At 63.8% G+C, this 18454-nt stretch carries 14 protein-coding genes, 1 tRNA gene and 1 other RNA gene; 11 read left to right on the top strand and 5 right to left on the bottom strand.

Annotated features, from left to right (window positions below):
• Nucleotides 1-8 precede the first annotated feature (8 nt).
• Nucleotides 9-1205: an amidohydrolase family protein gene (locus J2Y68_RS19350; RefSeq protein ID WP_309995889.1), complete on the top strand. Its 1197-nt coding sequence runs from the start codon at nucleotides 9-11 to the stop codon at nucleotides 1203-1205.
• 168 nt (nucleotides 1206-1373) lie between these two features.
• Here J2Y68_RS19350 and J2Y68_RS19355 read toward each other — a convergent pair whose 3' ends face one another.
• Nucleotides 1374-4847: a proline dehydrogenase family protein gene (locus J2Y68_RS19355; protein WP_309995891.1), complete on the bottom strand. Its 3474-nt coding sequence runs from the start codon at nucleotides 4845-4847 to the stop codon at nucleotides 1374-1376.
• Between the two features lie 123 nt (nucleotides 4848-4970).
• On the opposite strand from J2Y68_RS19355, the gene J2Y68_RS19360 reads away from it, so the two are divergent.
• Entirely contained in the window at nucleotides 4971-5900 is a 930-nt protein-coding gene (locus tag J2Y68_RS19360) for a LysR family transcriptional regulator (protein ID WP_309995893.1), read from the top strand.
• 47 nt (nucleotides 5901-5947) lie between these two features.
• On the opposite strand, the gene J2Y68_RS19365 is transcribed toward J2Y68_RS19360, so the two are convergent.
• Nucleotides 5948-6032, bottom strand: a tRNA-Ser gene (locus J2Y68_RS19365).
• Between the two features lie 304 nt (nucleotides 6033-6336).
• Here J2Y68_RS19365 and J2Y68_RS19370 point away from each other — a divergent pair.
• From J2Y68_RS19370 to recR, 5 genes are all read left to right on the top strand, one after another.
• On the top strand, nucleotides 6337-6660 hold the full coding sequence (locus J2Y68_RS19370) for a YqfO family protein (RefSeq protein WP_211713955.1): 324 nt from the start codon (nucleotides 6337-6339) through the stop codon (nucleotides 6658-6660).
• A gap of 92 nt (nucleotides 6661-6752) precedes the next feature.
• Complete coding sequence (locus J2Y68_RS19375; RefSeq protein ID WP_309995895.1) at nucleotides 6753-7436, top strand: M15 family metallopeptidase; 684 nt, start codon at nucleotides 6753-6755, stop codon at nucleotides 7434-7436.
• A gap of 107 nt (nucleotides 7437-7543) precedes the next feature.
• Nucleotides 7544-7640, top strand: an RNA gene (ffs, locus tag J2Y68_RS19380) — signal recognition particle sRNA small type.
• Nucleotides 7641-7673: 33 nt separating this feature from the next.
• Nucleotides 7674-10835 carry a DNA polymerase III subunit gamma and tau gene (locus J2Y68_RS19385; protein WP_309995897.1) on the top strand — a complete coding sequence of 1054 codons (3162 nt, stop codon included), beginning with the start codon at nucleotides 7674-7676 and terminating at the stop codon, nucleotides 10833-10835.
• 33 nt (nucleotides 10836-10868) lie between these two features.
• Nucleotides 10869-11468, top strand: coding sequence for a recombination mediator RecR (recR, locus tag J2Y68_RS19390; protein ID WP_026541824.1), 600 nt, complete (start codon nucleotides 10869-10871; stop codon nucleotides 11466-11468).
• Between the two features lie 20 nt (nucleotides 11469-11488).
• Here the strand turns inward: recR and J2Y68_RS19395 are convergent, their stop codons facing one another.
• The 3 genes from J2Y68_RS19395 to J2Y68_RS19405 all read right to left on the bottom strand — a co-directional run bounded on the left by J2Y68_RS19395 (nucleotide 11489) and on the right by J2Y68_RS19405 (nucleotide 13604).
• On the bottom strand, nucleotides 11489-11929 hold the full coding sequence (locus J2Y68_RS19395) for a hypothetical protein (protein WP_309995898.1): 441 nt from the start codon (nucleotides 11927-11929) through the stop codon (nucleotides 11489-11491).
• Nucleotides 11930-12153: 224 nt separating this feature from the next.
• On the bottom strand, nucleotides 12154-12480 hold the full coding sequence (locus J2Y68_RS19400) for a PadR family transcriptional regulator (RefSeq protein WP_309995899.1): 327 nt from the start codon (nucleotides 12478-12480) through the stop codon (nucleotides 12154-12156).
• Between the two features lie 50 nt (nucleotides 12481-12530).
• Entirely contained in the window at nucleotides 12531-13604 is a 1074-nt protein-coding gene (locus J2Y68_RS19405; RefSeq protein WP_309995900.1) for a hypothetical protein, read from the bottom strand.
• 75 nt (nucleotides 13605-13679) lie between these two features.
• Here J2Y68_RS19405 and J2Y68_RS19410 point away from each other — a divergent pair, with 75 nt between their 5' ends.
• The 4 genes from J2Y68_RS19410 (at nucleotide 13680) to J2Y68_RS19425 (ending at nucleotide 18438) form a co-directional block, all read left to right on the top strand.
• Entirely contained in the window at nucleotides 13680-14198 is a 519-nt protein-coding gene (locus tag J2Y68_RS19410; RefSeq protein ID WP_309995901.1) for a DUF427 domain-containing protein, read from the top strand.
• Between the two features lie 98 nt (nucleotides 14199-14296).
• Nucleotides 14297-16294, top strand: coding sequence for an alpha/beta hydrolase (locus J2Y68_RS19415; protein ID WP_309995902.1), 1998 nt, complete (start codon nucleotides 14297-14299; stop codon nucleotides 16292-16294).
• Between the two features lie 23 nt (nucleotides 16295-16317).
• Nucleotides 16318-16911, top strand: a complete 594-nt coding sequence (locus tag J2Y68_RS19420; protein WP_309995903.1) for a hypothetical protein — start codon at nucleotides 16318-16320, stop codon at nucleotides 16909-16911.
• 180 nt (nucleotides 16912-17091) lie between these two features.
• Nucleotides 17092-18438, top strand: a complete 1347-nt coding sequence (locus tag J2Y68_RS19425) for an aspartate kinase (RefSeq protein WP_309995904.1) — start codon at nucleotides 17092-17094, stop codon at nucleotides 18436-18438.
• The last annotated feature ends 16 nt before the right edge of the window (nucleotides 18439-18454 follow it).

Genomic DNA, 18454 nt, shown 5'->3' on the forward strand with positions numbered 1-18454 from the left:
AGAAGACGATGACTCACAAGAGAATCACCCTAAGGAACGTTCGGCCGTGGGGCGCTGACGCAGCGGACATCACTGTCAGTGATGGCATCATCACCGAGGTGGCTCCCGCCGGGGGCGCATCAGAGCCAGGCGATCTGGACGGCGCCGGACTGCTGGCCGTGCCGGGGTTCATCAACACACACGCCCACATAGACAAGAGCTGGTGGGGCAAGCCATGGGTGCCGTACACCTATTCCGAAAACCCGACTGTCGAGGGGTGGATCGCCAACGAACGCGCCGAGCGCGGAAACTACGACATCCCCAACACAGCCTCGGCAACTGCGGTGCTGCGGGAATTCCTCCGTCATGGCACCACTGCAACCCGCACCCATATCGATGTCGATCTCGGCATTGGGCTGAAGGGCCTGGAATCGGTGCAGGCCGCCGTCGCCGAGCTCGACGGTGCGATCCACGTTGAAACGGTCGCGTTCCCGCAGGATGGCGTGCTGCGCAGGCCCGGTGTGATGCGGCTGCTCGAGGAGGCAGCCCAGGCCGGCGTCGACAGCATTGGCGGGCTGGACCCGGGCACAATTGACGGCGACGTTGGGGGCCAGTTGGAGGGGCTTTTTCAAATCGCCGTCGATCACGGTGTCGGTCTCGATCTGCATCTGCACGATTTCGGCTCGCTGGGAGCGTACGAGTACCGCCAGGTGATCCGGCGGACGCTGGACGCCGGTTTACAGGGCAAGGTGAACATCTCCCACGGCTTCGCCATGGGCGCCCTTCAGCCGGAGGTGAGGGACGAGATCATCGAGGGGCTCGCCGAAGCGGGCATTTCGTGGACCACCGTCGCAATGAACGGTACCGCGCCGCTGCCCTGGCAGCAGATGCGGGACCGAGGGGTGCCCTTGGGCCTTGGCACTGACGGCATACGCGACCTGTGGTCGCCGTTCGGTGACGGTGATTTGTTGCGGGTTGCCTTCGCTTTTGCACGGCTGCACGGGTTCCGCCACGACGACAAACTTGTCACAGCGGTTGAACACGCGACCAAGCACGGCGCACCATTCGTTGGGCGGGAACTGCACGACCTCGTGCCCGGTGCACCCGCCGACGTTGTGCTCCTGGATGCCGAGAATGTGCCGGATGCGCTGGTGCGCTGTCCGCAGCGGCGCCTCGTCCTGTCGGCAGGCCGCGTTGTAGCGCGCGACGGCGAAGTCCTGGTCTGACGTACGAAAAGGGAGCGAAAGCGGCGGTCCATCCCGAAGCCGCACCCCGGAAATGCCGAAAGCCAACCCCTCGGCGGAACCTCACCTTGTGTGGGGCCCGCCGAGCGGTTGGCTATCAACCTTTTACGCGCATGTATTGTGCCGAGAGCTCACCCCTCGGCGCACAAACTAGATCAGGTGGTCCGACAGGTGGTTCGGGGTACCGAAGCGGTGGGCCGTGATAGACACAGCCTGCTCGCGGAGGAACGGCAACATCTCGATCCGACCGGCCTGGGTTACTGCGCCGTGGTAAACCGCAACGTCCGGACGGCCACCCATGGCCGCGCTCAGCGCGGCGAAGTCGCCTCCGATCAGGCGTATGCGGCCGCCGTCGAACTTTGCCGCACGGGCCAGCCACGCGGCGTCGTCTTCGATCCGCACGTTGACGCCGAGACCGGCGAAAGCAGTCACCACTGCGTCGGGAAGTACGACGGCGGAGCTCACCGTCAGCTTTGAGCCAGCCACTGCACCGGCTGCTACGACGCGGAGCAGCTCAGCGAGTCGCTCGCCTTCGGAGAGACGGATGGTGACAGGCAGGGAGCGGTAGCGGAAGACGTTGCGCTCTGCGGAGAGGGCGGAAACATCCTTGCGGGTGCCGAACTCGGATTCCCAGGCGGCGGCGTCGCTGAAGAGTGCCTGCTGGAGGGTCTGGAGTTCCTCGGCAGTAACGTCAGCGGACTTGGCAGCGGCAAGGATCTGCGAGGCCGCACCCTGAAGGACGGTGCCGCGCTTGGCCTTGGCTTCTGCGGGGAGCCAGCTGCCCAGGCCGATCAGGTAGTTCGGTCCACCGGCCTTGGTTCCCGCGCCAACAGCCGACTTCTTCCAGCCACCGAACGGCTGGCGCTGCACGATCGCGCCGGTGATGCCACGGTTGACGTACAGGTTGCCGGCCTGGATGGTGTCCAGCCAGACGCCCATCTCGGCGGAGTCCAGGGAGTGCAGGCCGGCGGTGAGGCCGTACTCGATCTCGTTCTGGATGGCGATTGCTTCCTCAAGGGTTTCGGCGGTCATGACACCCAGCACCGGGCCGAAGAACTCGGTCAGGTGGAAGTAGGAGCCACGTTTGACGCCCGAGCGGATACCCGGGGACCACAAACGGCCGGTCTCGTCGAGGCGCTCGGGCTTGATGGCCCAGGTTTCGCCGTCGCCCAGGGTGGTGAGCGCGTTCAGGAGCTTGCCGTTGGCCGGTTCGATGATCGGCCCCATCTGCGTGGTGGCGTTCTCCGGGTAGCCCACGGTCAGGGAGCGTGCGGCGTCGATCAGCTGGTTGTGGAAGCGGGCGCTCTTCGCGACCGAGCCCACCAGGATCACCAGCGATGCGGCGGAGCACTTCTGTCCTGCGTGGCCGAATGCCGAGTACACGACGTCCTTCGCAGCGAGGTCCAGGTCAGCGCTGGGGGTGACGATGATGGCGTTCTTGCCGGAGGTCTCGGCGAGCAGCGGCAGGTCCTTGCGGAAGGAACGGAACAGCTCAGCCGTTTCATAGCCACCGGTGAGGATCACACGGTCAACGCTCGGGTGCGAGACCAACTGGGTGCCAAGCTCACGCTCTTCGAGCTGGACGAGTGCCAGCACTTCACGCGGAACACCGGCTTCCCACAGGGCGTCCACCATGACGGAACCGGAGCGGCGGGCCTGCTTTGCAGGCTTGATCACGACGGCGGAGCCTGAGGCGAGCGCTGCGAGGGTCGAGCCTGCGGGGATTGCCACCGGGAAGTTCCACGGCGGGGTCACCACGGTGAGGTTCGCTGGGACGAACGTGGCGCCGTCGACCGTTTCCAGGTCCTTGGCGCGCTCGGCGTAGTAGTGCGCGAAGTCGATTGCTTCGCTGACCTCGGGGTCGCCCTGGTCGATGGTCTTGCCGGTCTCGGAAGCCATGACCTCCAGGAGTTCGGCGCGTCGGGCCTCAAGGACTTCACCGGCGCGGTGCAGGATGGCGGCGCGCTCGGCGGCGGGCCGGGCACCCCAGGCCTTCCCGTGGTCAACGGCGGTGGCAATGATCTGCTCGAGTTCGGCGGCGTCGGAAACCTTGGTGGAGTCGACGATCTTGTTCCCGGCCGTGGATCCCGGGATGCGCTTGAGGATGTCGCGGCCCCAGGCACGGTTTGCCGGGAGTGCCGGGTCGGTGTCAGGGGTGTTGCGGAATCCCTCGGTGGGTGCGGGTTCGGCCGGAAGGCGGCGGTCCTGCTGGCGGTTGGGGCCCGGGACCTCGTCCTTCATGTTGGCCAGGGAGTTCAGGAAGCGCTGCTGCTCGCGCTCAAAGAGACTCTCATTTTCACTGAGTTCGAAGACTGCCGACATGAAGTTTTCCTGGCTGGCGCCCTCTTCGAGGCGGCGAATCAGGTAAGCGATGGCGACATCGAACTCGCCCGGGTGGACCACAGGCGTGTAGAGCAAGAGGCTGCCGACATCCTTACGGACCGCAGTGGCCTGGCCGGTTGCCATGCCCAGGAGCATTTCGAATTCGATGGCTTTCGGTCCCTGCTGGGCAATCCCGCGCTGCTTGGCCAGCAGCCAGGCGAAGGCGACATCGAACAGGTTGTGGCCCGCGACGCCGATGCGGACGGCATCAATGTGCTCGGGGGTGAGGGCGTAATTGATGACGTTCTTGTAGCTGGTGTCCGAGTCCTGCTTGCTGCCCCAAGTGGCCAGCGGCCAGTCATGCAGCGACGCTTCCACCTGTTCCATGGGAAGGTTGGCGCCCTTGACCACGCGGACCTTGATGGGCGCGCCGCCCTGGGCGCGGCGCGCCGCGGCCCATTCCTGCAGTTCCTGCATGGCGCCGAGGGCGTCCGGGAGGTAGGCCTGAAGGACGATGCCGGCTTCGAGGTTCTTGAACTCGGGCATGTCCAGGATGCGCTTGAACACCGCGATGGTCATGCTGAGGTCCTTGTATTCCTCCATGTCCAGGTTGATGAACTTGGGCTTGGGGAAGGACGCCGCAAGACGGTACAGCGGGGTGAGCTTCTCCACCACGTGGTCGACGGCTTCGTCGAAGGCCCACGGGGAGTGCGGTGCCACGGTGGAGGATTCCTTGATGGAGACATAGTCAACGTCATCGCGGGCCAGGAGCTTCAGGGTGCCGTCGAGGCGTCGCTGTGCTTCATGCTCGCCCAGGACGGCTTCGCCGAGGAGGTTGACGTTCAGGTGCACGCCGTCCTGCCGGATCTTGGCGATGGCCGGGCCGAGCTTTGCGTCGGTGGCATCGACGATGAGGTGACCCACCATTTCGCGGAGCACGCGGCGGGCAATGGGAATAACTACCTGCGGGAGGATCGGAGCCATGACGCCACCCACGCGGACAGCGCTGCGCATGTACCAGGGGAGGAACTTGGGGACCTTCGGGGCCAGCTCGGCGAGTTTACGGCCGGCGACGGACAGATCCTCAGGGCGGATGACGCCGTCGACGAATCCGACCGTGAAGTCCAAGCCGTTGGGGTCCTTCAAGACGCCGGCAAGGCGCTGGGCGGAGACGTCCACGGGGATCTTGCTGGCTTCGGTCAACCAGTGGCGGACCAAGGCAATGGCTTCCTGGGCAAGATCATCGAACTGTCCGGAATCCTGGGTGCTCGGGGCGGTGGCATCCGGGATGGTGCTGGTCATGGGGGCTCCTTCTGAGGCGGAGAAGTTTGTTTGTTTCCATCAGTATGGATCTACAATCACGTTAGGAAAAGCGATCTTTTCCGACGAATATTCGTTATCCATTCCGATCTTTTGGAGGCCGACTTGCTGGACGTCCGCAGGCTCCGTTTGCTGCACGAGTTAAAGATCCGCGGAACGCTCGCCGAGGTGGCCGACGCGATGCAGTACAGCCCGTCATCGGTGTCGCAGCAACTGACCCTCCTGGAGAAGGAAGCAGGGGTTGAACTGCTCCGCAAAGCCGGGCGCCGCGTTCAACTGACCCCGCAGGCGGAGATCCTCGTAGCCCACACCGCAGCCCTCCTGGAGACCTTGGAAAAGGCCGAAACCGACTTGGCCGCCTCATTGTCGATGGTGACGGGAACCGTGCGCCTGGCCGTGTTCCAGTCCGCCGCACTGGCCCTGCTCCCGGACTTTCTCAGCATCATGCGTAACGAGTACCCCGAGGTCCGCGTCGAAATGACCCAGCGCGAACCCGAAACGGCCCTGTACGAAACGTGGGCCCGGGACTTCGACCTGGTAGTAGCCGAGCAATACCCAGGCCATGCCGCCCCGCACCACAGCGGCTTGGACCGCGTCATCCTCACCAGCGACGCCATCAGGCTGGCCACTCCCCCAGTGGGGCTCGGTGGCGAAACTGTAGCCACCCTCGCGGACACAGCGTCGATGCCCTGGGTCATGGAACCCCGTGGCGCGGCCTCCCGGCATTGGGCCGAGCAGGCCTGCCGGTCCGCAGGTTTCGAACCCGACGTGCGATATGAAACAGCCGACCTCCAAGCCCAAATCCGGCTCATCGAATCCGGAAACGCCGTAGCGCTCATGCCCGACCTGGTCTGGACGGGCCGGACCCGGACTGTTCAGCTGCTGGACCTCCCCGGGCTGCCGAAGCGGACCGTGTTCACCTCCACCCGAACGGCCGGGCGCATCCACCCAGCCACCGCGGCGTGCCGTGAAGTGCTGGAGCGCGTCGCATCGGCACAACAACTGGACGCGGAACAGCAGGTGGACGCCGGGTAGCTCCCGGAAACGCAAAAAGGCCCCAGTCCGAGGACTGGGGCCAAACGCGGAGAATGGGGGATTTGAACCCCCGAGGGCGTTAACCCAACACGCGTTCCAGGCGTGCGCCATAGGCCGCTAGGCGAATTCTCCTTGCTTCCGATTCGAAAGCAGATACTACTGTACCTGAGAATTTCGGCATCGTGTAATCGACCCGTGCTGGCGTCCTCGGACAGGGTTGCCGAACTGCCGATTAACGGAAAAATGGACGCCCCCAACGCGCCCATTCTTGCGGTACCGCCGTTGAGCTACCGGGTCCGGCCCCTCGCCCCCAGGCCCCGCAGCTCACAACCTTGAGATTGCCCCAATCGGTGTACATACCCATGGTCCGCCGCGAACCTCGGATTTGCAATGGTTGAGACCTGTTTGTAGCCGAAGTTGCTGACAAGATGTCTGCATGACGCAGCTTCATGCACTGGTGGTTTACGTACCTGAGACGCATATTGAGGAAGTTCTCCTGGCCATCGGTGACGCCGGCGCGGGTCGGATCGGCGACTACTCCCACTGCGCTTTCACCTCCCCAGGCACCGGTCGCTTCACACCGTTGCCGGGGGCGCGGCCGTTCGTTGGCGACGTTGGGATTGAGGAGCAGGTGCCGGAAATTCGGGTCGAGTGCGTGGTGGAGGAGGAAATTCTCGACGGCGTTGTGCTGGCTTTGCGGGCGTCGCACCCTTACGAGGAACCCGCCTTCATGACGTGGCCGGTGAACGGTTGGCGTTGATCCCCGAACCGGCGTTATTTACAAGGATTGTAGGGTCCGGGTTCCGGGAGTAAAGTCGCCCCATCGCCCGACGACCCGTAGTGGAGGACCCAATGAGGCTGCGCAAATTTTGGCTGGGGATCGCAGGGGCCATGCTGTCCGTGGGACTTATGGCACCGCAGGCTGCTGTCGCGGTCCAATACGATATTGACTCGGCCAACAGCCTCCAGGTTGTAGTCAATAAGCACCGGATGCTGAATCCGCCCAGTTACGTCCCATCATCGCTCACACGGGTTGCGACTGAACGGTTGCGCGCAGATGCGGCGACGGCGTTTAACGCCTTTGTTAAGGCAGCCAAGGCGGCCGGTGTCAACGTCCGGGCTGTCAGCGGATACCGATCCTACGCGCAGCAGCAGAGCCTCTACGCCGACTACGTCGCACAATACGGGCAGGAGACAGCTGACAGCTTGGCTGCCCGTCCCGGTTATAGCGAGCACCAGACCGGCTTGGCCATGGATGTCGGAAATTCCAGCGGGGCATGTGCTCTACAAGCGTGCTTCGCAGACACACCGGTGGGCCGTTTCGCAGCCTCCGATGGCTGGAAATATGGCTTCATCATTCGCTATCCCGCCGGAGCCCAGAGCATTACTGGCTACGCGTATGAGCCGTGGCACCTGCGATTTGTCGGCAAAGAGCTCGCGGGGTTGTTAGAGGCATGGAGAGCCACGAACCCCGACGGACTTGGGACCCTTGAGCGATATTTCGGTCTTGAGGACGCGCCTGCCTACGTTTCCTAACCGGCCACCTCCGGCCCCCAGAGCCGGGTCAACCACCCGCCGTCGCGCCTTATCCACAGCCCTCGCTGGCCGATTCGAACCCCGCCCCGAGTTCGGGTAAGCTTGTCGACGGCCCCTCATGTGGCGTCATCCTGTTGAACTCCCCCAGGACCGGAAGGTAGCAAGGGTAGATGGGCTCTGGCGGGTGCATGAGGGGTCTCTTATTTAAATGTCAGTCCCTATAGGTAGGTTTCACTTGTGACTGTTACAACTGCCCTGTATCGACGGTACCGGCCCGACTCTTTCGCGGACGTTATCGGGCAGGAACACGTCACAGAGCCGCTGATGACGGCGCTCCGCAAGAACCGCGTGAACCACGCCTACCTCTTCTCCGGCCCCCGCGGCTGTGGCAAGACCACGTCCGCGCGCATCTTGGCCCGCTGCCTGAACTGTGCAGAAGGCCCCACTGACACTCCCTGCGGCAAGTGCCCCAGCTGCATCGAACTGGCGCGCGGCGGATCAGGTTCCCTCGACGTCATCGAGATCGACGCCGCCAGCCACGGTGGCGTGGATGACGCCCGCGATCTCCGCGAACGGGCAACCTTCGCCCCGGTCCGCGACCGCTACAAGATCTTCATCATCGACGAAGCCCACATGGTCACGTCGGCCGGCTTCAACGCGCTCCTGAAGATCGTTGAAGAACCGCCGGAACACATCAAGTTCATCTTCGCCACCACGGAGCCGGACAAGGTCATCGGCACCATCCGGTCCCGCACCCACCACTATCCCTTCCGGTTGGTGCCGCCCGAGCCGCTGATGAAATACCTCGAGCTCCTCTGCCAGCAGGAGAACGTCCCCGTAGCCCCGGGAGTGCTGTCGCTGGTCATCCGCGCGGGTGGCGGTTCAGTCCGTGACACCCTGTCCGTGCTGGACCAACTCATGGCCGGCGCCGGACCCAACGGCCTGGACTACGAGCTCGCCGTCGCGCTGCTCGGCTACACGCACGCTTCCCTGCTGGACGACATCGTGGATGCCATTGCCGCGGCCGACGCCGCCACTGTGTTCCGCGCCGTGGATCGCGTCATCCAGACCGGGCACGATCCCCGGCGTTTCGTCGAAGACCTTTTGGAACGCTTCCGCGACCTGATCATTGTTCAGGCGATGCCCGAGAGCGCCCAAGCCATCCTCCGCGGCATGCCCGCGGACCAGATTGCCCGCATGCGCAACCAGGCGACCAACCTGGGCGCGGCCGAACTTTCCCGCGCCGCGGATGTCACCAACACCGCTCTCACAGAAATGACTGGGGCCACCTCACCACGGCTGCACCTTGAACTGCTGTGTGCCCGGATCCTCCTCCCCAGCTCCGAGCAGACGGAACGGGGTATCGCCGCCCGGATCGACCGCGTGGAACGCCGCCTGAACTACGCGGGCGACGCCGGAACGCCGGCTGTTGCTGCAGGCCCGCCTGCCGCGGCGGCTTCCTCGCCCGCAGCAGCGCCGTCCGCGCCAGTAACTCCCGCCGCAGCTGCGGATCCTGCGCCAACCCAGTCAGAGCGGGTTCCGGCTGCTCCTGCAGCACAGGCACCTGCCACACCGGCACCTGTCACGCCGGCACCTGTCACGCCGGCACCGGCTGCTCCGGAACCGTCGATTGACGCCACCACCCGCGACTCCATCACCGCGCCGCGGGTATCCACCAACGATTGGCCTGTGGAAGACCGTCCTGGTTCGGCTCGCACACCGCAGTCTCCCGCACCACAGTCTCCCGCACCACAGGCGACGCCCCAGGCACAGCCCGTGGCCCCGGTCGCGCAACAAGCACCCACGCCTGCGCCGCAGTCCGCTGCTCCCGGGCAGGCCGCTCCGGCACAGGCTGCTCCGGCACAGACCGCACCGGCTCCTTCAGGGGGCGGCGACGTAGAGGCCCTTCGCCGTGCCTGGCCTGACGTTCTCCAAACGCTGACCAAGATCAAGCGCAGCACGTGGGCCCTCGTAGAGCCCAACGCCCAAGTGGCCCAGTTCGACGGACAAATGCTCACCCTGGCGTTCACTACCGGTGGCTTGGCCGGTGCCTTCGGGCGCGCGGACCACTCCGAGAACCTTCGCCAAGCAATCCACAAAACCCTGGGCATTGATTGCCAGATCGTCGCGGTGGCCGGCGGCAACAGTTCAGCGAGCTCTGAGCCAAACCCAAAAGCACCTACTAGTCGGGAGACTCCGGCGGGTGCCGCTGCGCCGGTAAGCGGTGCACCGGCATCTGAAACAACCGCCCCAGCGGGAGCATCCCCATCCGCCGCAATGTCGGCGGTCGACTCCGCATGGGGTCTCGCCCCAGCCAGCCCTGCCGTAGCGCCTGCGCCACCGTCAACCTCAGCGGCGGCAATTCCGGCGGCACCAGCTCCAGCGACAACAGCTCCAACCCAGGCAGCTCCGCCTGCTCCACCAACCGCTGCACCCGCGCCGTCGGAGCTCGCTGCCCAGGCGCCGGCTCCGGTCGCATCCGCGCCCGCTCCCGGCGTGCCCGTGCAAACACCGGCCTCCGAGCCGGCCGGCGATTACTCCTACCCTGACGACGACTGGGGTCCGCCGCTCGACGAAGATGCCCCGCCGCTGGAAGAAGAACCCCCGGCTGACTGGGAACCACCGTCCGGATACACCCGCCAGAGCCAGCCTCCGGCAGCTACGGCACCATCACCCCCGGCACCGGCAGCACCGTCGTCGGCATCGCCAGAGCCACGTCCAACGGCAGCCGTCCCCTCGGCAACGTCCAGCACCTCAGACGACCCTTGGTCCAGGGCAGTTGAGCAGGCGCCGGGCACATGGGTTGTGGGCACGGAATCCAATGTGGGCAAGCAACCCCAGGCCGCAGAGGAAGCCGCTGTCCCAACAAAGGACGCCCCGGACTACGAGCCAGCTGCAGCACAGGTTCCCGAGGCAACTACAGGGGCTTACGGACACCCAACCAACGCCGAGCAAAACCCCAGCTCCAGCTGGGACGTCGCATCGGCGTCGAGCTGGCCCGCAACGCAATCCATGCCCGCGCCTGCAAGCAGCGGCGCCTCGGCAGCCAGCAACCCGGGGGCCAGCGCACCCCCCACGTGGCCGTCCTTGGCCGCGCAGCCGGTTGAAGCGCATGGTTCCGTTGCCACGCTCGAGGAAGGCCCGGCGTCGGGCAGTCCCAATGGTCGTCAGAGCCTGTATCAGCGCCTGACCAACAGCCCTGAAGCACAGGCTGGTCGCGTACAGGCGCCCGCCAGGACCCAGGCAGCCCCCACGGCGAGTGCGGAGGACATTCCCAGCCCGGAGGACGAAACCATCGAGGAATCGAGGGTCTTTGGGCGGGCTGCGGTGGAGCGTATTCTGGGCGGAAAGCTGATCGAGGAGCGCGCCTTGGACGGTTCTCCCCTGCACAACCGCTGATTGCAGCATTGATTTCAACCAAATGAGGACATTGTGTACGAAGGTGCAGTTCAGGAGCTGATTGACGAGCTCGGCCGGCTTCCCGGTGTGGGCCCCAAATCAGCGCAGCGCCTGGCGTTCCACATCCTGGAGGCTGATCCAGAGGACATGAAGCGTCTGGTGACAGCCATCACCACGGTCAAGGAACGGGTGAAGTTCTGCTCGGTCTGCTTCAACGTGACCGAGCAGGAGACATGCAATATTTGCCGCGATCCGCGCAGGGACCCGTCGGTCATCTGCGTGGTTGAGGAGTCCAAAGACGTTCTGGCCGTTGAGCGGACCCGGTCCTTCCGTGGCCGGTACCACGTGCTGGGTGGCGCTATCAATCCGATCGCGGGCATCGGTCCGGAGCAGTTGCGGATCCGCGAGCTCCTGACCCGATTGAATGATGGCGCCATCCAGGAAATCATCATCGCCACGGACCCCAACCTCGAAGGCGAGGCCACAGCAACGTACCTGGCCCGCATGCTCAAGTCGATTGGGATAGCGGTGACAAGGTTGGCTTCCGGTCTTCCCGTGGGCGGCGACCTTGAGTACGCCGACGAAGTCACGCTGGGCCGGGCCTTCGAGGGAAGGCGCAATGCGCTGTTGTAGCTTCGCTTGCCCGCCAGTCGTCAGCCGACGAAAGTGGTGCCGTCTTCGCGGGTATAGATGACCCGGCCCTTTTCGTCCACGGGGAAGTCTTCGATCACCTTGTCCGTGGCAGTGTCGATGATGACTATGGAGCTGGCGGGCCACATTGGGTCCGGCACCACCACGTAAGTGGCATCTGCGGCTGTGAGCACTTGCCCGGCTGCGCTCCTCGCCATGTTGGAGTAGTCAACGATCTTTCCGGTGTTGGTGTTGACCGCAACAGTCTCAGCCGGGCCCGCCGGGGTGCCGTCCAAATGCGTTGAATTCCACCACCCTTCGTAGCCCGCTATTGGCCGATCTGCCACCGGCCCCTTGAAGTGGGAAGCGTCATCTTGAACGGTGGTGGCGTTCGCTTGGATTCCGACGGCGACAACTGTCGCTATCGCAATGGCCGTGCCTACTGCACCCAGTACCAGTTTCATGTTTTCCCCCTTGATAATGCGTGACATGATCATGCCGCCACGACGTTTTAACTCGTGAATCCTGGACGTCACTGACGAACTCGCGGCCCCAAAAAGCACTGCAGAAGTGGAAATCCCCATCCCCGGTCCGTCAAGGAGGTCGGCCCTCCATTGCTCTTCCCTTAGGGACCGGAGGTGCGCTGGCGTCAGCGCCAGGCAGACGGTCAGAATCGCCTCGCCCAGCCTCACGTGGCCCTCCAGGAACCCTCGCTGAAAGCCGGGGTCGGACGTGCCGCCGCTTTTGACCGTTGGGCCCTGACGAACTCCTGTGCCAGCGAACGTGCGTCAGCAACGAGGCGGTAATAGCGCCGCCGAGGTCCCTTGCGGTCTTCCGCCGTTTCCCATTCCCCCTGGACCCAGCCAGCGCCTTCGAGTCGCTCCAAAATCGGATAGACCGTGCCGGGCTTTTTGCCGGTGTCTTTGACTATCTGAAGCCCCCACACGCTTTCGGCGGCGAGCAAGGCCTCCAGAACAAGCGCCGTGGCTGGCGTGACCCGCCCCAAACTCTCCATGGCTCTAATCTAGCTATATAGATATAGAAGTCAAGAGGAGCCTGGGGCAGTCAGGAAATGCCCGCCCTCCGCGCCTCCAACCAACGCCCTGAAATGGTGAGTAGCGCAGCAAATGCGGCCTGTACTGCAAAGCCGGCGAAAGCCACGGGCACCGGCGGCGCGAGCCCGGCACTCGATTCTCCGTCCAGGCAAGGGACTTCGCGGGACGGGCCGTCGGCGGCGTACTGGAGGCCGGCCAACATCCATCCGACGACGTGGTCAGGGGGCACAAACTGGGCTCCAATACTCCCCAGGAGCAGCGCAGGATTCGATGCCGCTAGCCATGCCACGCGTTCCGCATGCACCACCTCCACCTCGTGCAGGCTGCCAACACACTCGTATGCAGTGATCCTCCCCGCGTCGTCCCTCTCCACGTTCACGGGCACTGAGGCGCCGCCCATCTCACTGGTTCCGGCAAGCAGCAACAGAGTGAGAGCACCATTCCCGAAGCAAAGGAACATCGTCACCACCCCAGCCAGGACGCCCGCCGGAACGGGAGAGGCAAAGCACGCCTGCGCACCTCCGCCCATGAGTCCGAACAGTCCCACCTCCAGGACAATCACGACGGCGGCCGCGCCAGCCAGCGCTGGCGGCCCACCCGTGCTGAGACCCACCATCAGCAGGACCGCACATGACGGTGCAGCGAAAACGACTCCGCGGATGGTCGCTGCGAGGAAGCGGACCAGAATGCTGCTCTGGGCGTGCCGGAAGCCACAGATGACGCCCAGTATCGCGGCGGCCAAGGCCAGGAATCCAGCCATGAAGACGTAGGTGGCACCCGGGACGTCCGAGTCGAACCCTCCGAGCGATTGCACCCATGCAACCATTGCAGCGGCAACGCCACCTGCAAAGACGATGGAGCAACAGCAGCCCAGCCAAAACCACCAGGAGGACAACGAATTCCGGGCATCCCGCCAAGCCATTTTCAGGGCAGTTTTGACGACGGCCGCAGGCGGTGGTTCCGAACCACCCCTGGATGAAGTCACCCGCGGCTGATCGTCAACCAATCCACCGCCGATGACCTCGTACTCCGGCTCGTTTGCACCGGCACCCCGCTTGCCCGGACGGTCAGGAACGCCGGCCAAGGCACCACGCAATCCTCATGACGTGGATGGTACGCCTGGGCGTCACGCATCAACAGAGAGGTGGGACCATAGTTCATGGCCCAACTCCCCCGTTTCCCCAAGCGCCCGCAGCCCGCTACCCCGCTGAGCGGTCAGGAGTCAGTGTGGGACTATCCAAGGCCTCCGGTGGTGCAGCACCGCTCGGAAAGGATTGTGGTCCGGCTTGGCGGCCGGACCATTGCGGACACCGTAGATTCGGTCAGGGTCCTCGAAACCAGCCACCCTCCCGTCTATTACCTGCCCTTCGAGGCGTTCCCTGCCGGAGTATTGATCCCGGTGGAAGGCGGAACTTTCTGCGAATTCAAGGGGATGGCCGCCTACTTCGACGTCGTGGCAAACGGTGTGGTCGCATCCCGCGGCGGGTGGACCTACCCGGAACCCACCCAGGGTTTCGATGCTCTCAGAACACGGGTTGCCCTCTACCCGGGCCGTATGGAGTCATGCGAAGTCGACGGCGAACCAGTAACGGCGCAATCTGGCGGTTTCTACGGGGGTTGGATCACTCGGCGCATTGTGGGGCCTTTCAAGGGCGAACCCGGCTCCGCAGGCTGGTGAGATCCCGAACCCTGTCACCCCCCGCGAACGCGTCAATGGAGGCCACTCGAGCTGTTATGCTATTCGATGGATAAACCATTCGTTCGGGGGATTCGGTTATGGGGATTGCTTTCGATGACGGCGCGGCCGATGCTCTGATCAGTGCTGCCGATTCCGCGGACGAGGTTCTACGCTCCGAGGGCGCGTTCCTGTCGGGAGCCATTGATCGTGTCATGGAGGATTTCAAAGGGGGCTACGCCCGCTTATTCCTCCAGGCCTGTGCCGTCAGGGCTGATGACCGCGTCCGCCTTGCCAGTGTTCTCGCCGCGTTGGCGGAGGACGTCCAGGAAGCGAAACTACGGGCCGCGCGGGAGAAATCGCGGCTGAAGAACCTCGCCGACTGGCAGCAACGCGCCGATATCCGTGAACAGAACTTCCAGTTGTTCGTGAGCCCGTTGGGTGATCCAATGCCCGCGGAGTGGCCGCTGCCTGCACCGGCGATTTCAGCAGTATTCTCCGCAAGGGAGCGGACAAGGTTCGCCGGTGGATCGGGAGCCGGGACAAGCGCGGCGGACCCGGGAAAGCTGCGCGACTTCGTGTCCCAATCCCGAACCTCCACAAACATCCTCAGCAGTGAACTCGGACGTGTCCGCCACGCCTGGGGTAGTTTCACCGCTGCTTGTTCCTGGGTGAACAGCGGCAGCGTCACCTTCGTGTCCGGTTTCGAGCAGCTGCTCAGTGAGAACACTGCTGATGCTGGGTGGGTCGAACGCGTCGCCGCAGCATTTGAAGCAGCTGGCAGCGGCTCCATGGCTGACACCATCCTCAACAGCGTCCTCATTCAGTACGCTCCCCCACGGCAAGTGAGTTTGACCGACGTCGGGGCCCTTAGCGCCGCACAACTAAAGGCGTGGCTGGCCACCCCAGCTAACAGGGACCGGCTTCAGGGGCTGCTCGAGCAACCAGGGCTGGACCCTGTGATGATTGCCAAGTGGTGGGCCGGACTCGGCCAGGCGGTCGCCAGCGGGACAATCGAACCCGGCGAGGCCCAGATTCTTCTGATCCAGACCCTTCCCGGGGTCATCGGGAACCTGAACGGTGTCACTGCCACTGCCCGGGACAAGGCCAATCGCATACGCCTCGCCACCGAGGACGAGCGCATCAAAGACGAACTCACCAAAACGCCTCAATTCCTGCCCGCCAGCCAGGGCCTGTCCGTGACCAACCCTGTTTGGACACGGCTGCAAACGCAGCAAAAGGCCCTTAGTGGCATTACTCAGGCCATCAGGAACGCGGGCGAAACCAGTGCCTTCCTGATCGGCTTCGACCTCAGCGACGGCTCCCCCAAAGCACAGGTCTCTGCGGGTAACCCCGATACGGCTGACAACGTGACCTACGCCGTGTCCGGCATGAACATCACACCGCAGAGCGGTTTCAATGACTGGGCGTTCAACGCCGCGAACCTTCAAGCGCAACAAAAGTTGCTCTCCAGGGATAAATCTTTCGCTGTGGTGGCATGGATCAACTACGAACCGCCCACGGTTCCGAGCGTGAACAGTGGCGATGCCGCCCGAGCCGGCGCCGACCGGTTCGTCACAGACCTTCAGGGCTTCAACGCCGTCAGACAGCATTTGGGCAACAGGACCCCGGAGACCTTGAATGTTTTGGGACATTCGTACGGCACCACGGTCACCTCCAACGCCCTTGCCGCTGCGGAATTGAACGTTGCCACCTTCACGATGCTGGGTTCCGCCGGCATCGAAAAGGAGATCCAGAACACTGGGGCACTCCACGTCCCTGCCGGGCAGGTCTTCGCCACGGAAGCCGCAGGCGACGGGCTGGCTGATTTGGGTCGCTTCCAACGCCAAGATCCTCGCCTGGAATCGTTCGGCGCGAACGTGTTCTCTTCAGAAGGAGCCACTATCGACGGGACCCGGTATCAAGGCACTACCGAACACAACACACTGGTACACAGGACTGCCCGGGACGGCTACGGGTACTTGGACAAAGGAACAACAGCCCTGTACGAAGCCGCCCTCACAACGACCGGCCACGGAGACCATATCCTTTCAGGCGCGCGGCCTGTCTCGCCACCGGCCGGATTTGCTGGCCGATGAACAAGTCCGAAAGAGTGAAGCTCATGTCCCATGAACCCAAGGCCCGTCTCAGGACCCTCTATATCCTTACCGGCTTGCTATGCATGCTATTGGCGCTGAGCGCCTGCACCCCCACCACCACGGAGAACCCCATGACCGGAACAAGCAATCCTAGTGACCCTGCAACCGTCAAAGCCCAGGTCCAAGAACTCAAACAAGCCCTCGCAGACCTCCACGCCTTCAAAACCGAAACCCACAAAGTTATCGGGCCTCAAAAATGGGCCGACGAGGGCCTCCGAAACGGCCCCTGCAGCACTCCCGACGGGGAAGACGGCGTGAACTACATCGTCCTGAGCCAAACCCCCGACCCCGTCGACCTTGAAGCCTCCGTCAACGCCGTCAAAACGTTTTGGGAATCCAAAGGCTTCACCACCCGCACCGAAACCAACCCCAAAGACCCGGGACTCATCCGCCTCTACGCCGATCAGAACGGCGGACAACTCATGTCCTACTACGCAAACATCAAAGGATCCGGCCTGGAAATGGACACCGTCTGCATCGCAGGAGACCTCGGCGCGATGTACGAAGAGCTGGACAGACAGGATGCCAGCGCCAGCCCAACTCCCACCACCAAGTAGAACCGCGACTCGACGCTCCCAGGGATGCGGCTATTCCCGCAGGCCCTGGCCGCCATGTGGTCACAATTCCTACCAGCCCCGCACGCGGCGATAAACTGGGCAAATAAGCTACGCAGGCGTGCTCCAATTGAAAATTAGCGCGCCGCGTTCGAACCCTATTGATGCAGTGAGGGTGCGCGCATGACTATGCCCACTACCGAAGTGAAGATCGAAGAGCTCTCCAACGAGGCTGCCATTACCAAGCAGCTGATCGTTCAGAAGTTCGGCGGTTCCTCGGTTGCCGATGCTGATGGCATCAAACGGGTCGCACAGCGCGTCGTGGATGCGCAGAAGGCCGGCAACGAGGTTGTGGTTGTCGTCTCCGCGATGGGCGACACCACCGATGAACTCCTGGACCTCGCGAGCCAGGTCACGGACTCCGCTCCGGCCCGTGAGATGGACATGTTGCTGTCCGCCGGCGAACGTATTTCCATGGCCCTCCTTGCCATGGCCATCAACAAGTTTGGTGCTTCGGCGCAGTCCTTCACGGGCTCCCAGGCCGGCATGATTACCGACGGCATCCACGGCAAGGCGCGGATTATCGACGTCGACCCCCACCGCATCCGCACGGCGCTGGACAAGGGACACATCGCCATCGTCGCGGGCTTCCAGGGCATGAGCCGCGCCACCCATGAGATCACCACGTTGGGTCGCGGCGGCTCGGACACTACGGCCGTCGCTTTGGCCGCAGCGTTGGAAGCAGACGTTTGCGAGATCTACACGGACGTGGACGGCATTTACACCGCCGACCCCCGCGTAGTGACCAGCGCCCAGAAGATCGACCGTATTTCCAGTGAAGAAATGCTGGAGTTGGCTGCTTCCGGCGCCAAGATCCTCCACCTCCGTTGCGTGGAGTATGCCCGTCGTTTCGGTGTGCCGCTGCACGTCCGTTCGTCATTCAGCCAGAACGAAGGCACTTGGGTCATCCCGGGTGCCGAAGAAAAGTTCACGATTCAAGAGGGAGTTGCCTTGGAGCAGCCAATCATCTCCGGCGTTGCACACGACCGGTCCGAAGCCAAGGTCACCGTTGTGGGCGTTCCGGACATCCCCGGCAAGGCTGCTGCGATCTTCCAGGTGATCGCCGATGCCCACTCGAACATCGACATGATTGTCCAGAACGTCTCGACGCACGGCACCGGCCGCACGGACATCTCCTTCACCCTCCCCATCGTTGAGGGCGCCGACGCCTTGGCCGCCTTGCGCGCTGCTGAGGGCCAGATCGGCTTCGAAAGCATCGAATACAACGAGCACGTGGGCAAGCTTTCGCTGATCGGCGCGGGCATGCGTTCGCACCCGGGCGTCTCGGCCACGTTCTTCAAGGCCCTCTCCGACGCGGGCATCAACATCGACATGATCTCCACCTCGGAGATCCGCATCTCCGTCGTCACCAGCGCCGACGCACTGGATGACGCCGTCCGCGCCATCCACAATGCGTTCGAGCTCGACGGCGACGCTGAGGCAACCGTCTACGGCGGCACCGGCCGCTAGCATCGCCACGGGCAAC

Source organism: Paenarthrobacter nitroguajacolicus (assembly GCF_031455195.1).
GTDB lineage: Bacteria > Actinomycetota > Actinomycetes > Actinomycetales > Micrococcaceae > Arthrobacter > Arthrobacter nitroguajacolicus_D.